This window comes from Mannheimia indoligenes (genome assembly GCF_036880405.1).
Taxonomy (GTDB): domain Bacteria; phylum Pseudomonadota; class Gammaproteobacteria; order Enterobacterales; family Pasteurellaceae; genus Mannheimia; species Mannheimia indoligenes.
In genome coordinates, this window is sequence record NZ_JBAJJM010000008.1 from 23215 (window position 1) to 45651 (window position 22437).

A 22437-nucleotide genomic window follows, 5' to 3' on the forward strand; every position below is an offset into this window, starting at 1 on the left:
TCACCGCTTGTAAGTTATCGCCAGCCTCCGCCAAGTGCTTTATACAAGCTAATTAAATTTAAGGCTTGTGAAAGTTGAGATTGAACCAATTGTTTCTGATAATTCAGCACCGATGTTCTTGCTCTAATCGCCACATCTAAAGTTTTTTCGCCATATTTAAACAACCTTTGAGCATCATTTGCCTGTTTTTGGGCTTGTCGTACTGCATTTTGCAATAATCGGCTTTGCTTAGCTAAACTAGATTGATGTTGATAAGCAGAATCTACCTCGCCGAGAGCTTTTAAGAGACTATTGTCGTACTCAATCATTGCTGCTTGCAAGCGAGCATCTGAAGCATCGATATTCGCTTGAATTCTGCCATTGGTAAAAATCGGGAGCTTCACGCCAACACTCACGAGGTTAGCCAAAGCCGAAATTGGCGATAGATCATTGTTGATTTTGATATAACCGCCCTGCCCTAAGAACTGGATGTCAAAACGTGGGTAGAGATCTGCTTTCGCACTTGCAAGCTTAGCCGCCATTGCTTCTACCTGACGGGCATTTGCCTTTATATCCGGGCGGCGTTCAATCACTGTACTTGGCATTTGCCCACTTGGGCTATCCGGAATTTTCGCTAATGGATTACCACTTTTGGCAATGTGAAAACCTTGTGGTACAGAGCCAATCAATACCGCAATATTACGAGTGAGGGCATCAGCTTGTGATTGTAACATTGATTGTTGAGCCTGTAATGCAGTGATTTGAGCTTTAATTTCACTAATTTCATACGCAGTTGCCTGCCCTGCATTAAAACGCCCTTGAATATAACGCTGTAGTTCATTCAAGATAGCCACATTTTTACGAAGAATTTCTTGTTTCTGCTCAATGGCATAAATTCGGAAATAATTTTCCGCAATGCTGCTGGAAACTAAAAGCTGTGCACCATAAACTTGTTCTTGGCGTGCTAACGCTCCTGCTCTTGCAGCATCAGCATCGCTGCGTTTTTTACCAAAAAAATCTGGCTCCCAAGAAGCAGAGATTCCACCTTGTATCGCTGCTACATCAGAGCGTTTTGGGTCAAACAACCCGGTGTCCATATCCATCAGACCTCCACCAACAGAACCACTTGCCCCAATGTTAATCCCTTTATCGGCTTCGGTATATTGGCTGTTGGCTTGAGCTTCCGCTAATCGGGCTTGGGCGAGTTTGATATCAAGGCTGTTAGCTAATCCTTTTTCAATCAAGGCTGTTAATTGCGGATCATTCCAGTTTTTCCACCATTGCTGGATTTCATTTGCTCCTTTCGCTGCTTGAGTTTGATCAAACTCAAGCGGTACTTCAACGGAAGATTGGGTATCGACGGTAATGCTATTACAAGCGGTCAAAAAAGCGGTAAAAATTGCAATTGTTGATAATTTATAAAGATTCATTTTTTATCCTTGTTTAGATAGCATAGATTTAAATTGCATTAATGCGATGCCTAAAAAAACCGCCCCAATTAACGCCATTTTTACTAAGTGCAACCACACCAAATCTAAGCCTGCATTGCGAAATAATACATCTTGAGCATAACTCCCCAGAATAGTAGTGGGCGAGAATTGCGTTAATTGCTGTGCCAATTGGGGCATATTTTCAAGCGGAGAATTTGCCCCTGAAAGCATATACATAACTAAATAAATCGGAATACAGAGCAAGCCAAATTGTGGCATTGTGGGGGCAAAAACCGCCAATAAAATCCCTAGTGAAGCAATCGAAAACAGAAAAATGGCTACGCCTAAAATGAAAATCGCAATTTGTTGATTGCTTATCGGTGCACCGAGAAAGCCCGAAACAATAAATTTCAGTGAGAATAAAGTAACAATTAACAGTATTACACCATTAGCAAGAATTTTTGATACTGCAATTTCACTTGAGCGAACAGGCATTACCAATAAATGCTCTATTGTGCCACGCTCTCTTTCCCGAATTACCGCAGAACCTGAAAGCAACAAAGTTAATAAGGTAAGATTACCGACAATCTGCCCTGCTCCCATAAACCAAGCACTATCATAATTAGGATTATATAGCACATTGATTGCGGTATTGAACGGAACAGGCATTTCTGTAGAACCAACAAAACGCTGAATTTCTTGGCTAAAAATTTGACTGATGTAATGAGCCCCGATATTTGCTTGCGTCATCGCTGTTGCATCAACCAACAACTGCACTTTGGGTTCTTTGCCTGCTAAGGAATCTCGTTGATAATTAGGCGGAATTTCGACAATAAAGGTATATTTCCCCACGTCCATTGCACGATCAACCGCTTGAGGCTCAATATCTTCCACTGTTTTGAAATAAGGCGGAATTAATGCATCTTTCAAACGGTAAGATAGTGCTGAATGATCGTAGTTAATTATTCCCACCGAGCCATTTTTAACATCGGTCATTCCTTGTTTCGCAATAGTAATAACGGCAAATGAAAACATATAGATAATCAATAAAACTAATACCTTATCACTAAATAAACTTTTCAACTCTTTAACTGCGAGGAAACCAACATTTTTAAACCAACGGTTCATCTATTTCTCCTGTTTCTTCAACGCAAAAGTTGCCAATACAAGGTAAACGGCGTAAATAACCGCTAATGCTAAATAAGGTTGGAGGAAATCAGCAAAGCCAAGCCCTTTAGTAAATCCGCCTAAGCTGATTTGCTGAAACCAAGCTCCCGGGAATATCTTTGAAACCAGCTGCACATTTTCATCTAAACGAGATACAGGATACATCATTCCTGAGAAGTTAATAGTCGGTACAATTGAAATAATTGCGGCGGCAAAAATAGCAGCTACTTGTGATTTCACAAAACTAGAAACCAATAAGCCAAAACCTGTTGAAGCACAAATTGCCAATAACACACCTAAGAACATTGCGGTTATTGAGCCTTTAATCGGCACCCCAAATACAAAAATCGCCGCCAGTACCATAATTAAATAGCTGATAAATGAAAGTGCAATATAAGGAAGCTGTTTGCCTAACAAAAACTGGAATTGAGAAGCAGGTGATCCGTAGAGGTTCATAATCGTTCCCATCTCTTTCTCTCTGACTACGCTAAGTGCGGTCATCATTGGGGGCACAAGCATCATCGCAAGCATAATAATGCCAGGTGTCATCGCAAATACACTTTTGAAATCTTGGTTGTAGATCATTCGAGGTTCGGTTACCGAAGGAATGCTTGCACTAATGCCATTTTCTCTTAACATCTCTTGCATATATTGCCCAATAACGCCTTGTGCAGAGCCTCGTAAATTCTCTGCGGTACTTGGGAAAGCTCCATCAATAAATATACCGACCTCAGGCATTCTTTGGGCTAAAAGATCCCGACCAAAATCAGACGGAATTTCTAGCACTAATTTTACCTTACCCGTTTGCAGGCTGAGGTTTATCTCATCTATCGAATAAATATTGTCTTGCCGAATAAAATAAGGCGAGCCGGAAAAGGCTTCAATCAATTTACGGCTTTCTGAGCTATTATCGTGATCAAGCACGGTAAAATTTAAAGGTTTGATATCAAAAGATATACTCGATCCCATCGCCAGCAACATTACCAGCGGTCCAAGCAAAGCAAACAGTAAACGTATATTGTCTCTTAACAATTCTTTTCCTTCACGCACGGCAAAAGTCCAGATGACACTCAGCCCATTTGCAAAAAACTGCCGATTTTTGACCGCTTGTAATGAACTATTTGCTTGCTCTTCGTTATCAACAGTCTCTTTTGGAGCAGTTACTTCATCATTTTGCTCTTCTAAATAAATAATAAAGGCTTCTTCAAGTGTTTTCGCATTTTTGCCTAACCTTAATGCTTCAGGTGTGCCAACGCCAAGTACTTTTCCTCGGTGCATAAAAGAAATGCGATCACAACGAGCCGCTTCATTCATAAAGTGGGTGGTAATGAAAATGGTAATACGATCTTCTCTGGAAAGTTTAATTAAATACTCCCAAAACATATCACGAGCTGCCGGATCAACCCCAGAAGTAGGTTCATCTAAAATCAACACTTCAGGTTTATGCAAACAAGCAGCGGCAAGCTGTAAGCGTTGTCGAATGCCAAGTGGTAACGATAAAGGTTTTTCCTCAGCTAAATCGGCAAGGTCAAATTGGTTCATTACATTATTAACATAATGCGACCATTCACTACGCGGAATTTGATAAAGTTTGGCGTGTAGTTCAAGATTTTCTTGTACTGTTAGCTCTTCATAAAGTGAAAATGCTTGCGACATATACCCCACTCGCTTTCGAGTATTGATATTGCTCGCATCAATTGGCTGACCCAGCAGTAATGCCGAGCCTTCAGTTGGCTCAAGCAAACCTGTTAGCATTTTCATTGTGGTGGATTTGCCACAGCCGTTAGAGCCTAAAAAGCCGAAAATCTCACCTTTAGGGATAACGAAGCTCACATTATCTACTGAAACAAAATCGCCGAATTTCTTGGTTAATCCTTCCGCTACAATAACGGGCGGCTCATCTTTTAATGGCTCAAAAGGAGGAATAACCAAGCCATCTACTGCCCCCCGTTTTTCAGGTGGCAATAATTTAATGTAGGCTTGCTCTAAATTTTGGCTATTGGTTTCAGCAATAACAGTTTGAGTGGGTTTATCAACAATTAACTTACCATCGTCCATCGCCATCACATACTCAAAACCTTCGGCTTCATCAATATAGGCGGTGGCGATAATCACTGTCATCTCTGGTGTTTCAGCACGCAACTCTTCAACTAACTCCCAAAATTGACGGCGTGAAAGCGGATCAACCCCCGTTGTTGGCTCATCTAAAATCAGTAATTCAGGGCTATGCACCAACGCACAGCAAAGGCTGAGTTTTTGCTTCATTCCTCCCGAAAGTTTACCTGCAGCTCTATCGGAAAACGGCAACAGCCCCGTCGCTTTCAACAAACGATGAATCCGAGCTTTTCGCTGGCTTGGAGATAACCCAAACATTCGGGCGTGAAAATCAATATTTTCATAAATGGAAAGAGTAAGGTAGAGATTTTTCCCCAACCCTTGCGGCATAAAGGCTACTTTATGGGTTAAGATGTCTCGGTCTTTCGCTTTTGCTACATCTAAACCAAACACCGAAATCTCTCCCTGCTGAAGAATTTTTACCCCAGCAATCAGCGAGAGCAAAGTTGATTTACCCACACCATCAGGTCCAATCAGCCCAACTGTTCTGCCTTTCGGAATTTCAAGCGAGATATTATTAACCGCTACTGTGTTTTTATAAGTATGGCGAAGATTGCTAATTTTAACCGCAAGTTCAGTCATCATTTATCGGCTCTCTGGCAGTTTTACAGATAATGTTTCAGACCAATCCAAGCTGCTATCATATTTCACATAACCCATTGCTGTCATACCGCCCTTGAAAAATCCAACATATTGTTGGGCAATTTCCTCTGGAATTTGTAGCTTCACTTTAAACATTAATTTTGTGCGTTCCTCCAATGTCTCCACCGATTTTGGCGTAAATTGAGCTTCACTCGCTACATAGCCAATGTATGCAGGGAAAACATAGTCTGTGCCATCAATTTTAATGCGGGCTTCTTCACCTATTTTGATATTATTCGACTGATACGCAGGTAAAAATACATTTAAGTAAACATCTTTAGTATCAAGCAAACTCACCACTTTTGCCCCCATACCTACTACATTACCGACATCAACAATGCGATATTCTACTCTGCCTGCAATTGGTGCTTTAATTAACATATCATCATTTTGTGAAGTTGCTTGGTTGGCTGCTGCTTCAGCTTGATTAACCGTTGCTTCTGCTTGAGAAATCACTGCCTTTGCTTGATTAACTGCTGCCTGAGCTTCTGCCCTTGCCGCTTTTGCCGTTTCAACTGCCGCTAAAGCCGCTTTATGAGCCGCTTGTCGGCGTTCTAGTTCACTGGCAGAAACTAAGTTTTCACGGCGTAATTTTCTTGCATTATCTAATTCTAATTTAGCAACAGAGACTTGCTGTTGCTGGGCACTCATTTCCGCTGAAGCTCTAGCCACTGCTTCTTCTGCACGTAATTTTTGAGCTTTGGCACTTTCTACTTGAGCTTTCGCAGCGGAAATTTGAGCCTCTGCGGAAGTTACCTGGCTTTGTGATTGCGTAGAAGAGAAGCGTACAAGCGGTTGATTTTTCTCAACGTTTTGTCCCTCTTTAACTAAAATTTCTTCTACTTTTCCTGCATAAAGGGTTGCAACATCTAAACGTTCTAACTCCAAGCGTCCATTTACTGCAACAATCCCTGATAATTCCGTACGCTCACCCTGTATTTGCTGCCACAAATAAGCCCCACCTGCGGCAAAAACAACCAAAGTTGCAATTAATAATTTCTTCATCTTCTATCCTTATCATCAACCTAACTGGTCTGAAGTGTAAAAAAATAGCATTCTATTAGCAACCACCAAAAAACGATAAAATGTTGTCTAATGATACAAAAAACCATAAAATGTTGTCTAATGATACAAAAAACCATAAAATGTTGCTTATTTACAATGGTTAGTGGGAAATATGAAAAAAGAAGATCCTAGAATTACCCGCACAAAAGAGATTATCCACCAAGCTTTCATTACAACGCTTGAAAAGCAAGATTATGATGACATTACGGTGCAAGATATCTTAGATAATGCCAAAATTAACCGATCCACCTTTTATAAGCACTATTTAAATAAAGACCATCTGGCAACCGATATTATCGAAAAACTCAAAAACAAATCTCTTATTCCTCTTCTTGAAGAGCGTTTTAGTACCCCTACTCTGGAATTTGCAATCAAAGCAGCCCCTGTTATTAATACACTTCGCCACACATTACAGACCTTATGGAAAATTGATACCCACCGTATTAGCTTAAAAAGGCAAATTCAAGAAGAAGTAAAAAAGAAATACATTGACGTTATTTCAACACGAAAAAGTCTTAATGATATTGATGCTGAGTTTCAAGGTAAACTCTTTGCAACGCTTTCTATTGCAATGATGGAACACGTTGTGATGTCAGATAATCCGGTCAATCCGATGGTAATACAAACTAATCTCCAAGAAGTGCTTTCTTATTTTAGCTTGGAATAACCATCTGTTTTACAAAAAAATCTAATTTATACTATTTAGTTATAAGCACTTATTCAAAAAGCCAGTAAACTACTCCAATTTATTCTATTGTTCTTACCTTTTAATTAGGAAATTGTATGTCAATCACAATATTAGACGGCGGAATGAGCCGTGAATTAATGCGTCGTAACGCTCCTTTCCATCAGCCCGAATGGTCTGCAGCCGCTTTGTATGAAGGTCCACACTTTGTGCAAGCTGTTCACGAAGATTTTATCGCTCACGGAGCAGAAGTTATTACTACCGATAGCTATGCTGTTGTACCTTTTCACATCGGCGAAAAACGTTTTTCCGCTGATGGCAAAAGTTTGGCTGATTTGGCTGGTCGTCTTGCTAAACAAGCGGTCAAAAATTCCGGAAATTTTGCAACTCAAATTGCAGGCTCGCTCCCACCGATGTTTGGTTCTTACCGAGCGGATCTGATAAAAATGGAACGTTTTGCAGAAATTGCTCAACCCTTAATTGATGGGCTTTCGCCTTATGTAGATATTTGGTTATGCGAAACTCAAAGTGCCATTATTGAACCCATTTCAATCAAAGCACTATTACCAAAAGATAACCGCCCATTATGGGTTTCGTTCACACTCATTGATGATGAACCAACTACAGAGCCGAAATTACGCTCAGGAGAGACGGTAAAACAAGCAGTAGAGGAAATGGTAGCATTAGGTGTGCAAGCCATTTTATTTAACTGTTGCCAACCCGAAGTGATTGGTGAAGCCTTAGCGGTTACGCAAAAAACGTTAGCTGAACTCAATGCAACTCATATCCGCACAGGAGCTTATGCTAATGCGTTTGCACCTCAGCCTAAAGATGCAACCGCTAATGACGGCTTAGACGAAGTTCGTAAAGATTTAGATCCGAATGCTTATTTAGCGTGGACAAAAAAATGGACGGAACAAGGAGCAACCATTATCGGTGGCTGTTGTGGTATCGGTGTGGAATATATTGAAACACTCGCAAAAAATTTAAAGTAAGGAATAGCAATGTCAAATAAAAAAATCGGATTAATTTCCCTTACTGCACTTGTATTAAGCTCAATGATTGGCTCAGGCATTTTCAGCTTGCCGCAAAATATGGCGGAAGTAGCAGGTGCGGAAGCTATTACCATTGGTTGGCTGATTACCGGTGTTGGTATCATCTTTTTGGGTTTATCATTTTTCTTTATTTCCCGCCTTCGCCCTGATTTAGATGGCGGTATTTATACCTATGCACGAGAAGGCTTCGGCGAGTTGATGGGTTTTATGTCCGCTTGGGGTTACTGGTTATGTGCCACTATCGGTATTGTGGGCTATCTTACCGTTGCTTTTGAAGGTTTAGGCGTATTTACCGATAGTGAAAATACGGTGATTTTCGGGCAAGGCAACACCCTTGCTGCATTCATCGGCTCATCAATTATTGTGTGGCTGGTTCACGCTTTAATTGCAGGAGGGATTAAAGAAGCCGCTTTCGTAAACCTCATCGCGACCTTTGTGAAAGTTGCTCCACTTATTCTATTTATCGGGCTAGGCGTTTGGTATTTTGATGTCGATTTATTTAATTCAGATGTGAAAGCAACTGCATTGAATAATAGCGTAAGCGATCAAGTAAAAAGCACAATGCTGATTACCTTATGGGTATTTACCGGAGTGGAAGGGGCTTCTGTACTTTCTGCTCACGCTAAAAAACGTTCTGACGTAGGCTTAGCAACGGTGTTAGGGATCTTAATTGCGTTGGCACTTTATGTTGCGATTACCATACTTTCGCTCGGGATCTTACCTCGTGAAACCATTGCCAATATGGCAAATCCATCAATGGGTCCACTACTTGATGCAATGATGGGACCAACAGGCAAAGTAATCATCACCGCCTGTTTGATTGTTTCTGTGCTTGCTTCTTATATTAGCTGGACGATGTATTCTGCTGAAGTGCCTTATCGTGGTTCTAAAAATGGGGCTTTTCCTAAAATTTTAGATAAATTGAATGAAAACGGCACGCCGATTAACTCTCTTTGGTTCACGGGTGTTGTAGTGCAATTCTGCCTTGTGTTGGTTTTTGTATTTGAGCAAAGCTATAACACGCTATTATTGATTTCTACTTCAATGATTTTAATTCCGTATTTCTTAATCGGGGCGTATTTATTCAAATTAGCTATTCAAACCAATGCCGCTTGGTACATTAAACTCACAGGCTTTATGGCATCAATTTATGGCTTATGGATTGTTTATGCAGCAGGGTTAGAATATTTACTGCTCTCGGTTGTGCTTTATGTGCCGGGTATTTTGTTGTATCTCTATTCTAACTATAAATTCAACGGTAGATTAACGCTTTCAAACGCAGAAAAGATGATTTTAATTATCTTGCTTGTGATTTTTGGCTACGCAGTGATTGAATTACCAACGCTATTAGCAGAAAGCTAAACGTGAAAAGACCGCTTTTACAAGCGGTCTTTTTTTAAAATTTTTTGCAAACGTTGATTTACTTCACTTTCAACTTTTTACCCACAGTAATCTGATAATTTTTTAAGTTATTCAGCTCACTAATTTTTTGTGGAGTTGTGCCGTATGCTCTGGCAATGGAGTAAACCGTTTCATCTTGTTGAACAATGTGATAGCCATTATTCGAGGTCTTAATCTCTTTTTGGGAAGAGGATTTTTCTTCCTTATTTTTTGACTCTTTGGCTTTTTCTTGTTCTTGGTTTTTAGATGATTTTTCTTTTACGCTTTCTTTCTTTTTATCCGATTTAGCGTTTTGCTCTTTCTTTGTCTCTTTTTGAGCTTCTTCTTTTACTTTCTTGGTATCCGTTTTATCTGCTTTTTCTTCTTTTTTCGTTGCTTCTTGTTTATCGCTCTTATCTGCTTTTTTACTGACGCTTGCTGAACTTATTCCATCATTTTTATAACGATAAGCCACTAAACCTTGATAAATCGCTTTTGCTAATTGACGGCGATAGTTTGCACTAGCAAGCTTTGCTTCCTCTGTTGAGTTAGATAAAAAACCGGTTTCAACCAATACAGAAGGAATATCAGGCGAACGCAACACACTTAAACTCGCGTGTTGTGGGCTGGATTTAGCTAATGAGGTCATTCCAGCCATTTTGCTTAGAATACTTTTCCCTAACTCATAGCCTGTACGCTGAGAATGTGAAAATTGCAAATCTAATACCGTTTGGTTTAAGTAACGCTCTTTATTGCTGGCAAGTACTGCCCCCGCACCACCAAGCAATTCCGATTGTTTTTCGTGATCTTCTAGCCATTTCCCCATTTCATCACTGGCACGACTGTTTGACAGTACCCAAACAGACGCCCCTTTTAAGGAATCCCCTCTTGGAGAGGAATCTGCGTGGATAGATACTAATAGATCGGCACGATGTTTACGGGCAATTTCCGTCCGTTCCGGAAGTTGGATAAAATAATCACCATTACGTGTCATCACCGCTTTAAAGTTTGGGTCAGCATCTAATAAAGCTTTTAGCTCTTTGGAAATAGCAAGCGTAACATTTTTTTCTAAAATGCCTAAGTTTTTGCCGATAGCTCCTGGGTCTTTTCCGCCGTGTCCGGCATCAATAGCCACAATGGTTTTAGCAAAACTCGAAAAACTTAACAAACTCAATGCACTAAAAACAATATATTGGATAACCTTCTTCATCACCTTCCCTACAAGCGGTCTATTTTTGATTAAAATTTACTAAAATATCTGTTGCCGATTGATTTTGCGGAACAACCGTAATTTGTCGTCCTTCATTCATATAATCAATTTGAATGACAAAATCAGCTTCCGGAATCATTCCTTCACCTTTGCTTGCCCATTCCAACAAACACAATGTTTGTGGTTTGAAATAATCACGAATACCCATAAATTCTAGTTCTTCAGGGTCAGCTAAGCGATATAAGTCAAAATGGTAAATATTCAAAGGGTCGAGATGATACTCTTCAACTAATGTATAAGTAGGGCTTTTCACATTACCTTGATGCCCAAATGCTCTTACAATACTACGAGTTAGGGTCGTTTTGCCTGCCCCTAACTCGCCGTTTAGGTAAATAACCAGAGAGCGGTTGCTGTCTTGCAACAAATAGTTTTTTAGCCCCAATGCGAATGATTGACCAAATTCAAGTAATTTAGTTTCATCTTCGCAGTAAAAAGAGAGTAAATCAGCCATTATTTTTCGTCTAAATTAATAAAATGTTCCCGATAAAATTTCAACTCATTGATAGATTCACGAATATCGTCCAATGCCAAATGAGTATTCCCTTTACTGAATTTATCCAATATTTCCGGTTTCCAGCGTCTTGCTAATTCTTTTAAGGTACTCACATCTAAATGACGATAGTGGAAATAATCCGCTAAATCAGGCATATATTTATAAAGGAAACGTTTATCCTGTGCAATACTGTTGCCACAAATTGGCGAACTCCCTTTTGGCACCCAACGCTTTAAGAAATCAATAGTTTGTAATTCTGCCGCACGCTCAGTGAGTTTACTCGCTTTCACTCGCTCAATTAAGCCGTTTGCCGTATGGGTTTTCACACACCAATCACTCATTTTTCCTAATAATTCATCAGATTGATGAACCGCCAAAACCGGACCTTCCGCTAAAATATTCAGATCTTTATCGGTTACGATAGTGGCAATTTCGATAATGCGTTCTTTTTCCGGATCTAAGCCTGTCATTTCAAGGTCGATCCAAATTAGATTTTGTGCATCTTGGCTCATTTTATTTCCTTTTTATTACTCAATTATTTTGCAAATTTTAGGGCATTTTTGACCGCTTGTGGCACGAATTGGCTCACATCACCATTGTGGAGGTAAATCTCTCTCACCATTGTAGAAGAAAGATAACGCCACTCCACTGAAGGCGGAAAGAAGATCGTTTCTAAATCGCCCGATAATTTGTGATTTAGTTGAGCAAGTTGAATTTCATAGTCAATATCGTCTGCACCACGAATGCCACGAATAAGCACCTTCGCATTCTGCTCTTTAGCAAAATCCGCCAGTAAACCACTAAAGCCAATCACTTCAATATTATCAAGCTCTGCACAACTTTTTTTCACTAATTCAACACGCTCTTCTAGCTCGAAAAGCGGTTGCTTACTTGGATTTTTAGCCACCGCAACAATCACTTTTCCAAAGAGCATTGAAGCCTTACGAATAATATCTAAATGCCCGTTGGTAATAGGGTCAAAAGTCCCTGCATAAATTACGTTATAGCTCATTTTATTTCTCTATTCTATTATATAGGGAGCAAGCAAATCTAAATGGCGTTTTAATGCACCTTGATTTTCTTGTAAGACACTAAAACCTGAAGCGGCTATGTCTTGTCCGATTTGTGGCTGAGTTAATAATAATTCGATACTTTCAGCTAAGGCTTTAGCAGAACTTTCAACCTCAATCACACCTTTAACTTCTCTCAGTTTTTTAAATACTTCCGGAAAATTGTAGGTAAATAACCCTGAAATAACCGGTATGTTAAAAGCGATTGGCTCAAGCGGATTATGTCCGCCGTGTTTAACTAAACTCCCCCCCACAAAAGCAATATCAGAAAGCCCGTATAGTAACATCATTTCGCCCATTGTATCGCCTAGTAACACCTTCGTTTCTTGATTTAATGCCTTATGTTCTGAGCGTTTTATATAATCTAAGCCTGATTTTTTAACCAAAAGCTCGACTAACTTAAAACGTTCCGGATGTCTCGGCACTAAAATCAGCACTAAATCAGGATACTTATTCAATAAAATTTGATGGGCTTCTAAAATCAATTTTTCTTCACCTTCGTGCGTACTGCCCGCAATCCAAATTGGTCTTGCCTGCAAATTCAGAGCTGACTTTGTTTCCAGCACGCTTTGGTGTAGCTCCGGCGTAATTTCCAAATCAAATTTAAGGTTGCCTGTATTTACCATTTTGGCAGGATTATAGCCTAATGCCAAATAGCGATCTTTGCTCACTTCATCTTGTGCCAAAATGAGCGAAATTTGATTGAGCATATCCTTCATACTGCCTTTAATCCAACCATAGCGTTTGGCTGAACGAGGTGAAAGTCTGGCATTCGCAATTACAAACGGAATATTTCGCATCTCCACTTTACGGATTAAATTTGGCCAAATCTCCGTTTCGATCACAATAATCAATTTAGGATCAACAAAATTCAGAAAACGCTCTATAGCGTCAGGTAGATCATAAGGTAAATAAAAATGCGAGACAGAATTACCAAAAGCTGACATTACACGATCCGATCCTGTCGGTGTAACCGTTGTAACAATAAGCGGTAAATCAGGATACTGTTTTCCAATCGCTTTGATTAGCGGTGTTGCTGCAATCACTTCACCTACAGAGGCTGCGTGAATAACCACACCTTTAGCTTTTGGTTTTTCGGCTTCGTCATATACGCCATAACGTTCCCATAAACGTTTGCGGTAGGCAGGCTGCTTACGCCCTTTGTACCACATTAGAAAAAGTACAACGGGTTGTAATAAATAACTTAGACAAATATAGAGTAAACGGAGCATTTATTTTCCTTACAAGCGGTCTTTTTTTCTAATTTTTTTACCAATCAGTCTTATTATACCTAAAAATAAACCACGAAATAGTTTGGATTTCGTGGTTTACATTATTTTAAACGAAATTAAGCTTGATGCGGATTGCGAGTATTTGCATTTACTAAGTTACGCATTAAAAGGGCAAAATCCAACTCAATGTCTTGTGGCACATCTAAAAAAACAAAGTGTCCGTCCCCTAAGGCGGCTTCTACGCTTTCGTTTTTGCGGTTTAGCATACGTTCAATTTTGAACACGATATTGCCTTTTGGCGTCATCATTTCTACCGAATCGCCGACTAAGAATTTATTTTTAACGGCAACTTCCGCCATACCTTGCTCATTGCGTTTACCGGTAAATTCCCCCACAAACTGTTGGCGTTCGGAAATCGAATAGCCGTATTCATAATTTTGATATTCATCGTGCGTGTGGCGGCGTAAAAAGCCTTCTGTATAACCACGGTGAGCCAAACTTTCTAAGGTATCCAATAACGATTCATCAAACGGCTTACCGGCTGCGGCATCATCAATCGCTTTACGGTAAACTTGGGCGGTTCTCGCACAGTAGTAGAAGGATTTCGTTCTACCTTCAATTTTCAGAGAATGTACGCCCATTTGGGTTAAACGTTCCACGTGTTGCACCGCACGCAAATCTTTCGAGTTCATAAAATAAGTGCCGTGCTCATCTTCAAAGGCAGTCATTTGCTCGTCAGGACGTTGTGATTCGGTGTAAAGGAACACTTTATCGGTTGCCTCACCGCTACCTAAAGTTGGGGCAACATTTTTAATCTCAATTTCAGGCTCGTATTTCGGTACAATTTGACCGACTTCATCGACTTTGCCCTCTTCCATTTTGTATTCCCAACGGCAAGCATTGGTGCAAGTGCCTTGGTTTGGATCTCGTTTATTGATGTAACCTGAAAGCAAGCAACGACCTGAATACGCCATACACAAAGCACCGTGAACGAAGATCTCAAGCTCCATTTCCGGCACTTGTTGGCGGATTTCTTCAATCTCTTCAAGCGATAATTCACGAGATAAAATCACACGAGTTAAACCCATTTGATGCCAAAACTTCACCGTCGCCCAGTTCACTGCATTTGCTTGAACAGAAAGATGGATATCCATTTCAGGGAAATTCTCACGCACCAGCATAATCAAGCCCGGATCTGACATAATCAGTGCATCCGGTTTCATATCCACAACCACTTTTAAATCTTTAATGAAGGTTTTAAGTTTTGAGTTGTGCGGTGCGATATTCACCACCACATAGAATTTTTTGCCGAGAGCGTGTGCTTCATCAATCGCAATTTTTAAATTTTCGTGGTTGAATTCATTGTTACGCACACGCAAGCTATAGCGTGGCTGTCCGGCGTAAATCGCATCTGCCCCGTAGGCAAAAGCATAACGCATATTTTTTAAAGAACCTGCAGGCGAAAGCAACTCAGGTTTGGCATATTTTAAAGTCATAAGTAATCTCTTTTCTGATAACAAGTCAGGGCTTTCCACCAAAGGAAAGCGTAAGCGGTCTATTTTCCAAGAAATCTTGCATATTGGCAAGTCAATCTATTACAATCTGCTTTTTTATGTGGGGAAACTATGAAACTTAAACTACTTTTAGCAACAACATTATTCGCCTTTTCAGCATTAAGTAATGCACAAAGCATCAAAATGGAAATGATGCAAATGAATATGAACGCCAACAAATTAGTTAGAGCTAATTCGGCAGAAGAATTTCAACAAGCTGCGAAAAATTTTGTTGAAATTACTGAGAAAACCAAAGCTATTTTTCCAAATAGTGTAAAGGGCGATAAAGCTGCTGAAGAAGATTACCAAGCAGGCATTCAGAAATTAATTGATGTCGTAAAAGAAGCGGATAAAAAAGCTCAAGCCGGCGATTTGCAAGAAGCCAAAATTATGATTTCAGAGCTTGAAGTTCTTAAGCGTGAATATCACAAAAAATATAAATAATCGCAAAATAAAGGGTAAGTTAAAACTTACCCTTTATTATTTATTCAAATTCCAACTCAACTGAATTTTCACCCAGTAACTCTTTTAGTTCCGAGAACATCTGCTCGTTCGGCATTACTCGCCATTCCACGCCACCTTTTAGTAACACACGCCCTTCCGGACTTTGATAATAGAAGTGTAGTGGCAATGTACCTTCCTTGTGAGGTGCAATGATAGCGGTCATTTTTTTGATAAAATTTGCAGAAAGCTGTTCTTTGTTAATTGCCAATGCCAAGCTTTTTGCAAATCGGCTACGTGCTTCATCAAGAGAAAGCACCTCTCTTGCAGACATTTTTAATCCGCCACTGAAATCATCAAACTGCACCGAACCTGTTGCCACAATGATTTGATCTTGTTGCATTAAATGCCCAAAGTTTTCTAATGCTTCAGAGAAAAGTGTGATATCGAGTTTACCCGAACGGTCTTCAATAGTCGCAATGCCGATACGGCTTCCCCGTTTCGTTACAGCTACCCGTGATGCCATCACAATCCCCGAAACCGTTGTCATCTGCCCTCTGAAAGTCGGTTGTAGCTCATTAAGCCTATTTGGGGCATAGTGCGATAGCTCTTTTAAGAACCTGCCAATTGGATGCCCGCTTAAATAAAGCCCTAACGTCGCCCTCTCTCCGTCTAAAATCGTTTGTTCCGACCATTTCGGTGTGTTCGCATAAGCATTTTGCACCTCTTCAGGTGTTTCAGTCAGCACGCCGAACATATCACTCTGTCCAAGCTCTTCCATTTTGCTGTGCTGATCCGAGGCTTTTAATGCATCTTCTAAATTTTTCATTAAAGCTGCACGATGCGGACCTAATTTATCAAACGCTCCGGACATAATCAGGCTTTCAAAGGTGCGACGGTTAATTTTTTTCAGATCGACACGGGCAGTTAAATCAAACAGATCGGTAAAACGCCCACCTTGATTGCGAGCCTCCAAAATCGCCTCAATCGGACCTTCCCCCACGCCTTTAATTGCCCCTAAGCCGTAAACAATTTCGCCTTTTTCGTTTACGCTGAAACGGTGTTTACCACTGTTCACATCAGGTGGCACAACCGTTAAGCCCATATTGATACATTCATCATAAAAGCCAACGATCTTATCAGTATTATCCATCTCTGAAGTCATTACCGCCGCCATAAATTCTGCTGGGTAATGAGCCTTTAACCAAAGCGTTTGGTAAGATACCAACGCATAAGCGGCTGAGTGCGATTTGTTAAAACCATAGCCGGCAAATTTTTCTACCAAGTCAAAAATTGCTCCGGCTAATTCTCCGTCAATCCCTTTGGATTTCGCTCCTTTCTCAAACACTTCCCGTTGAGCCGCCATTTCTTCTGGTTTCTTCTTACCCATCGCACGGCGAAGTAAATCCGCCCCACCGAGCGTATAACCGGCAAGCTCTTGTGCAATTTGCATTACCTGCTCTTGGTAAACAATCACCCCATAGGTTGGCTCTAAAATCGGTTTTAGGCATTCGTGCTGATATTGTGGATCAGGGTAAGACACTTCTTCCTTGCCGTGTTTACGGTCGATAAAGTTCTGCACCATTCCCGACTCCAGCGGACCCGGGCGGAATAATGCCACCAAAGCGATAATATCTTCAAAACAGTCCGGTTTTAGACGAGAAATCAGATCTTTCATTCCACGGCTTTCAAGCTGGAACACCGCCGTGGTTTTTGCCGCTAATAGCAGATCAAAAGATTTTTTATCATCAAGCGGAATACTTTCTATGCGAACCGGTTCTTTCCCTTCTCGTTCAAGGCGAGCATTCACCATCTCTAATGCCCATTTAATGATGGTTAAGGTACGCAAGCCCAAGAAGTCAAATTTTACTAAGCCGGCATATTCCACATCATTTTTATCAAAATGGGTAACAGGGTGTAAACCTTCGCTATCACAATAAAGTGGTGAGAAATCGGTGATCGCAGTAGGAGCAATTACCACGCCCCCTGCGTGCTTACCGGCATTTCGGGTTACGCCCTCAAGCTTGCGAGCCATATCGATCAGATCTTTCACTTCCTCATCGGCTTCATACAGTTCAGGGAGTTTTGGTTCAGCGGCAAAAGCTTTTTCTAATGTCATTCCCGGATCGGGTGGAATCAGCTTGGAAATTCTGTCCACAAAGCTATAAGGATGTCCAAGCACACGCCCCACATCACGAATTACCGCTTTTGCTGCCATCGTTCCGAAGGTAATAATTTGCGATACCGCTTGGCGACCGTAAGTTTCTGCCACGTGTTCGATAACACGATCTCGCCCATCCATACAGAAATCGACATCAAAATCGGGCATTGAAACCCGCTCAGGGTTTAAAAAACGTTCAAAAAGTAAGTCAAATTCCAGTGGATCTAAATCGGTAATTTTAAGTGCATAAGCCACCAACGAACCCGCTCCCGAACCACGTCCCGGACCAACCGGAATATCGTTATCTTTCGACCATTGAATAAATTCCATCACGATCAGGAAGTAGCCCGGAAAGCCCATTTGGTTAATTACATCTAATTCAACTTGTAATCTTTCGTCATAAACTGACCGCTTGTTAGCCCTTTCCTCAGGGTCAGGAAATAAAAATTCAAGGCGTTCTTCTAAACCTTCTCTTGATTTTTTCACTAAAAAATCTTCGGTTGAAAGATCGCCTGTCGGGAAATTTGGCAGGAAATATTCGCCTAAACGCACTGTAACCGAGCAGCGTTTTGCAATTTCTACCGTATTAGCTAAGGCACTCGGCAAGTCTGCAAACAGCTTGCACATTTCCTCTTCTGAGCGGAAATATTGCTTTGGAGAATATTTTTTCGGGCGTTTCGGATCATCTAAAGTATAGCTGTCGTGAATTGCCACACGGATTTCGTGAGCATCAAAGTCATCTTCTTTTAAGAAAACAACATCATTCACTGCCACTAAAGGAATTGCATTTTTTTGGGAAAATTCGACCGCTTGTTTGATATAGCGTTCTTCGTCTGCTCGCCCTGTGCGGCAAACCGACATATAAAAATGATTTGGGTAATATTGTTGATAAAAAGAGAGTTTCTCAGCAGCTTCCGATAGATTTTCTTTAAGTAAGGCTTTACCCACATCTCCCATTCGTCCGCCTGAAAGCACAATAATGCCTTCATTCAGCTCAGCCAGCCATTCTCTCTCTACCATTGGAAATTCAATGTATCCTTGTTGATAGGCTTTGGAGAGAATTTGGGTAATATTGTGGTATCCTTTATTGTTTTTAGCTAATAGCGTTAGCTCAAAATAATCATCACTACCAGTATCCGATTTAACATATACATCAGCACCGATAATTGGCTTAATGCCCGCTCCTAATGCCTCGCCATAAAATTTCACCAAGCCGCAGAAGTTGGTGAAATCGGTTAGCCCCATCGCCACCATATTATTGGCAACTGCCGCTTTGACTAAAGGTTTCACTTTGGCTAAACCGTTAATCATTGAGAAATCACTGTGAACTTTTAAATGGACGAAACGACAATCAGACATAATGCTAAGGTAGAATTAAGATTTAAAGGAATATTCAAGCGGTCATTTTTGCAAAAAATTTTGTAAAAATAACCGCTTGTAAAATTAATCACGTTTTTTGCTTAGTAACCACCAAACAATTACCAGACAGAGCAAACTTGGAATTAATGCCCCAACCGGTACAGGTAGCCAAGTGGCAATAAGACTTAAATTCCCAAATACAATGTTCGCCACGTAGAACATAAAGCCGGCAACAATCCCAATAACAATTTTCGCCCCCATCGTACTACTACGAAGCGGTCCGAAAATAAAGGAGATCGCAAGTAACATCATCACCGCCATTGAGATCGGCTGGAATACTTTACGCCAGAACGTAATTTCGAAGCGTTTCGGATCTTGCCCAGTGTCTTTTAAAAAGCCGACATAATCCGCCAAGCCCGAAATAGACAGCGATTCAGGCTTAAGTGAAACAATCCCTAATTTGCTTGGCGTTAAGCTGGTTTGCCAACCTTGATCGGGTTGCTTGCCTTGCTGGATCTGATTCTCACCAAGTTCTGATTTTTCAACGTTAGAGAGTATCCAGCCTTTTTCATCGCTATATTGAGCCTCACTCGCTCGTAATACCGATTGCAATTCACGTTTATTTTCGCCTTCGCCAAATTCGTAAATAAGTACGTTACTCAGGCTTTTTTCATTATTGATACGGTTGATATAGATAAATGAGTTTCCATCTTTCGCCCAAAAACCATCTTTGGTGGCAAGCATTGAGCCGCCACTTTGAGCAATAGAACGCATATTACGGGCAAATTGTTCGGTTTGCGGTACGCCCCATTCGCCGATAATCATTGTAAAGATCACAAGTGGCAAAGCAGTTTTCATTACCGCTAAACCAATGCGAAAGCGAGAAAAACCGGAGGCTTGCATTACAACTAACTCACTACGGCTGGCAAGATTTCCCAAGCCTAAAAGAGAACCTAATAAAGCTGCAATCGGAAAAAAGGTTTCAATATCTCTTGGAATAGTTAAAAAGGTGTAATAAGCCGCTTTCAAACCATCGTAAGAGCCTCGTCCAACATCACGAAATTCCTCTACAAATTTAATGATTGCCCCAAGCCCTACCAATAAAAATAGAGTGAGGAAAATTGCCGATAAAATCGTTTTACCGATGTAGCGTTCTAAAATGTTCATTGAGAAAATTTTCATTATGCCACCGCCTTATTAGTGATTTTTTTAGCACTAAACTGATAGCGTAATTTAGACATAAATTTACCATTCCACATATTCAACACAATACCTAAAATTAAAAAGGCAACGGAGACTAACGGCATTAAAATTTCTGCATTTAGCTTGCCCGATCCACCCGATGATTTGAGTGAGCTTTGCAGTAGGAAATAGATTAAATAAAGCAATAGTGCAGGCAATAATTTAGCAAAACGTCCTTGTCGAGGGTTTACGCTACTCATCGGTACTGCCAATAACGCCATTAACGGCACGGCAAAAATTAACGCTAAACGCCAATGTAATTCAGCTTTTGCTTCCGGACTATCGGTTTCCATTAATGTTTTAAAATCGGCACGTTGCACTAATTTTTCGTCCGATTCCACATCTTGATAACCTAAATAAGCGGAATAATTTTCAAAGTGAGAAATACGGAAGTCGGCACTTTGCGGCGTACCCTCAAAACGTTTGCTTTCTGCTAACGTTAAAACCTGATCACCATTTGGCAAACCTTGTAAAGTACCGTTTTCAGCCACCACGACCGAAGGTTTGTTATTTTTTTGCTGTTCCGGTTGGAAAACGTAAATATCATTAAGGCTACTATTTTCAATTTTATCAATAAATAATACATAACCACCTGCCGACATAAACTGACCTGCCGAAAGGGCAGCAAAACGCGGATTAGCTTTCGCCTCTGCTAACATTTCACTTTGTTTGTTAATCGCCCAAGGGGTCAGCCAAAAGACGTTATATACCGCTAAAGCTGTCGTAAAAATGGAGAGGAACATCGCCACTTTTACCAATAAACCTTGCCCGATCCCACACGCACGCATCACTGTAATTTCACTTTCCGCATAAAAACGCCCAAGTGTCAATAATAGTGCGATAAAAAGAGATAACGGCAACATTAATTGTGCCATTGTCGGCATTCCCAGCCCTAATAAGCTGACGACTAAATCTGCCGGTACTTTACCACTTACGGCAGAACTTAAAACTCGAACTAATTGCTGGCAGAAAAAAATCAGCAAGAGGATAAACAATATCGCTACTTGGCTTTTAAATATCTCTTTGGTTAAATATCGGCTTAAAATCACAGTTTTTCTCTATAATGTCTAAAATTAAGAAACACTAAGCTATAACAAGCGGTCTCTTTTAACAATTTTTTGCAAAAGTGTCTTGCATACGAATATGCAATAATACCTTTTTTAGCTAGAAAAATCATCTATAGAAAAATTACGCACGGTTTAACCGTGCGTAAAATTCATTATTTATTTTTTAGATTTCTTAGATGATGCTACTTTATGAACCTCAAGAATTAATTTTTTACCTTGCTCATTTGCGATTTCAATCTTAGCCGGTGCATCTGATTTTTGGTGAAGAATTGCGACAATATTTTCTCCTTGTGCCAACTCTTCAAAATTCCCTTTTACGGTTAATTTTTCTGCATCGACTTGGCTATCAAAAATCAAGAAAGTTGCTAATGGTGTTACCCTAATATTTTTTAGTCCCAAATTGTCCTTAGTAACCGTTTTATATTGAGGTGCTTTTTTATTTTTTGCTGCTGCAATATTGTTTTTATCTGTTGCAATACTAAAAATATGTTGAACTTTCGCCGCTGAGCTTGATTGAGATGTTGAGCTTTCTTCAATTGGAGCTGATTGAGAGGTTGTCTGCTCGCCATCGAAAATAATATCTCCTACAAATTGCTCTTTTTGAGGAAGAGCTTTTAATAATGGTTCAACGCCTTTCGCAGAAATCACCATAAATAAACGCTCGCCTATTTTTTCAAAGCGAACATCAGTATCAGAGAGTTGCTTCCCAATTTGCTCATTTATACTTTTAATAGAGGTTTCAGCACTGTTTTGAATTGACACTTTACGAGTTGTATCAACATCATAAGCAATAAAACCTACTTTCAAACGTTGTGAAAGTTGTTGAAGTAAACTACCCACTTCACCTTCATAAGAAAGGCGTAACTTTGCCTGCTCATAGCGACTAATTTGAGTATCATCGGTGGCTAACGCTGATGTTTGAATAAATAATCCAACCATACCTGCAATTAATGTTTTACCTAAAAACCGCATTTTTATCTCCCATAATCTTGAAACCTCAATATTTCTTCTAGTATAAAGTAAGCAAACTA

At 40.2% G+C, this 22437-nt stretch carries 18 protein-coding genes; 4 read left to right on the forward strand and 14 right to left on the reverse strand.

The window, feature by feature from the left end; all coding sequences use genetic code 11:
- Positions 1-14: 14 nt before the first annotated feature.
- From V6W77_RS06735 to V6W77_RS06750, 4 genes are read right to left on the reverse strand one after another with little or no spacing between them, the layout of a single operon-like run.
- Entirely contained in the window at positions 15-1409 is a 1395-nt protein-coding gene (locus V6W77_RS06735; RefSeq protein WP_334254176.1) for a TolC family protein, read from the reverse strand.
- 3 nt (positions 1410-1412) lie between these two features.
- Entirely contained in the window at positions 1413-2537 is a 1125-nt protein-coding gene (locus tag V6W77_RS06740) for an ABC transporter permease (protein ID WP_334254177.1), read from the reverse strand.
- Complete coding sequence (rbbA, locus tag V6W77_RS06745) at positions 2538-5273, reverse strand: ribosome-associated ATPase/putative transporter RbbA (protein ID WP_428981780.1); 2736 nt, start codon at positions 5271-5273, stop codon at positions 2538-2540.
- Positions 5274-5276: 3 nt separating this feature from the next.
- Positions 5277-6338, reverse strand: coding sequence for an HlyD family secretion protein (locus V6W77_RS06750; protein ID WP_188155917.1), 1062 nt, complete (start codon positions 6336-6338; stop codon positions 5277-5279).
- 172 nt (positions 6339-6510) lie between these two features.
- Between V6W77_RS06750 and V6W77_RS06755 the strand changes: the two genes are divergently transcribed.
- The 3 genes from V6W77_RS06755 to V6W77_RS06765 all read left to right on the forward strand — a co-directional run bounded on the left by V6W77_RS06755 (position 6511) and on the right by V6W77_RS06765 (position 9500).
- Positions 6511-7065, forward strand: coding sequence for a TetR/AcrR family transcriptional regulator (locus tag V6W77_RS06755; RefSeq protein ID WP_334236098.1), 555 nt, complete (start codon positions 6511-6513; stop codon positions 7063-7065).
- Between the two features lie 116 nt (positions 7066-7181).
- Entirely contained in the window at positions 7182-8078 is an 897-nt protein-coding gene (locus tag V6W77_RS06760) for a homocysteine S-methyltransferase family protein (RefSeq protein ID WP_334254179.1), read from the forward strand.
- A gap of 9 nt (positions 8079-8087) precedes the next feature.
- Entirely contained in the window at positions 8088-9500 is a 1413-nt protein-coding gene (locus V6W77_RS06765) for a basic amino acid/polyamine antiporter (RefSeq protein WP_025235622.1), read from the forward strand.
- 58 nt (positions 9501-9558) lie between these two features.
- On the opposite strand, the gene V6W77_RS06770 is transcribed toward V6W77_RS06765, so the two are convergent.
- From V6W77_RS06770 to trhP, 6 genes are all read right to left on the reverse strand, one after another.
- The gene (locus V6W77_RS06770) at positions 9559-10728 is read right to left on the reverse strand and encodes an N-acetylmuramoyl-L-alanine amidase (RefSeq protein ID WP_334254180.1); all 1170 of its coding nucleotides are present in this window, start codon (positions 10726-10728) and stop codon (positions 9559-9561) included.
- 19 nt (positions 10729-10747) lie between these two features.
- On the reverse strand, positions 10748-11239 hold the full coding sequence (tsaE, locus tag V6W77_RS06775) for a tRNA (adenosine(37)-N6)-threonylcarbamoyltransferase complex ATPase subunit type 1 TsaE (RefSeq protein WP_334234018.1): 492 nt from the start codon (positions 11237-11239) through the stop codon (positions 10748-10750).
- Positions 11239-11793 carry an oligoribonuclease gene (gene orn, locus V6W77_RS06780; RefSeq protein ID WP_025235619.1) on the reverse strand — a complete coding sequence of 185 codons (555 nt, stop codon included), beginning with the start codon at positions 11791-11793 and terminating at the stop codon, positions 11239-11241. The genes tsaE and orn overlap by 1 nt, the downstream gene beginning before the upstream one ends.
- Before the next feature lie 23 nt (positions 11794-11816).
- Positions 11817-12293 carry a pantetheine-phosphate adenylyltransferase gene (gene coaD / locus V6W77_RS06785; protein ID WP_334254181.1) on the reverse strand — a complete coding sequence of 159 codons (477 nt, stop codon included), beginning with the start codon at positions 12291-12293 and terminating at the stop codon, positions 11817-11819.
- Between the two features lie 9 nt (positions 12294-12302).
- Complete coding sequence (gene waaA / locus V6W77_RS06790; RefSeq protein WP_334254182.1) at positions 12303-13583, reverse strand: lipid IV(A) 3-deoxy-D-manno-octulosonic acid transferase; 1281 nt, start codon at positions 13581-13583, stop codon at positions 12303-12305.
- A gap of 116 nt (positions 13584-13699) precedes the next feature.
- Positions 13700-15079, reverse strand: a complete 1380-nt coding sequence (gene trhP, locus V6W77_RS06795; protein ID WP_334254183.1) for a prephenate-dependent tRNA uridine(34) hydroxylase TrhP — start codon at positions 15077-15079, stop codon at positions 13700-13702.
- A gap of 129 nt (positions 15080-15208) precedes the next feature.
- On the opposite strand from trhP, the gene V6W77_RS06800 reads away from it, so the two are divergent.
- Positions 15209-15580, forward strand: coding sequence for a cytochrome b562 (locus tag V6W77_RS06800; protein ID WP_334254184.1), 372 nt, complete (start codon positions 15209-15211; stop codon positions 15578-15580).
- A gap of 40 nt (positions 15581-15620) precedes the next feature.
- Here V6W77_RS06800 and dnaE read toward each other — a convergent pair whose 3' ends face one another.
- The 4 genes from dnaE to V6W77_RS06820 all read right to left on the reverse strand — a co-directional run bounded on the left by dnaE (position 15621) and on the right by V6W77_RS06820 (position 22378).
- Complete coding sequence (gene dnaE / locus V6W77_RS06805) at positions 15621-19097, reverse strand: DNA polymerase III subunit alpha (protein ID WP_334254185.1); 3477 nt, start codon at positions 19095-19097, stop codon at positions 15621-15623.
- An 84-nt stretch (positions 19098-19181) separates the two neighbouring features.
- Positions 19182-20279: an LPS export ABC transporter permease LptG gene (gene lptG / locus V6W77_RS06810; RefSeq protein ID WP_334254186.1), complete on the reverse strand. Its 1098-nt coding sequence runs from the start codon at positions 20277-20279 to the stop codon at positions 19182-19184.
- Positions 20279-21388, reverse strand: a complete 1110-nt coding sequence (gene lptF / locus V6W77_RS06815; protein WP_025235612.1) for an LPS export ABC transporter permease LptF — start codon at positions 21386-21388, stop codon at positions 20279-20281. Before lptF ends, lptG begins: the two co-directional genes overlap by 1 nt.
- Before the next feature lie 174 nt (positions 21389-21562).
- Positions 21563-22378, reverse strand: a complete 816-nt coding sequence (locus tag V6W77_RS06820) for a hypothetical protein (protein ID WP_334234030.1) — start codon at positions 22376-22378, stop codon at positions 21563-21565.
- Positions 22379-22437: the final 59 nt, after the last annotated feature.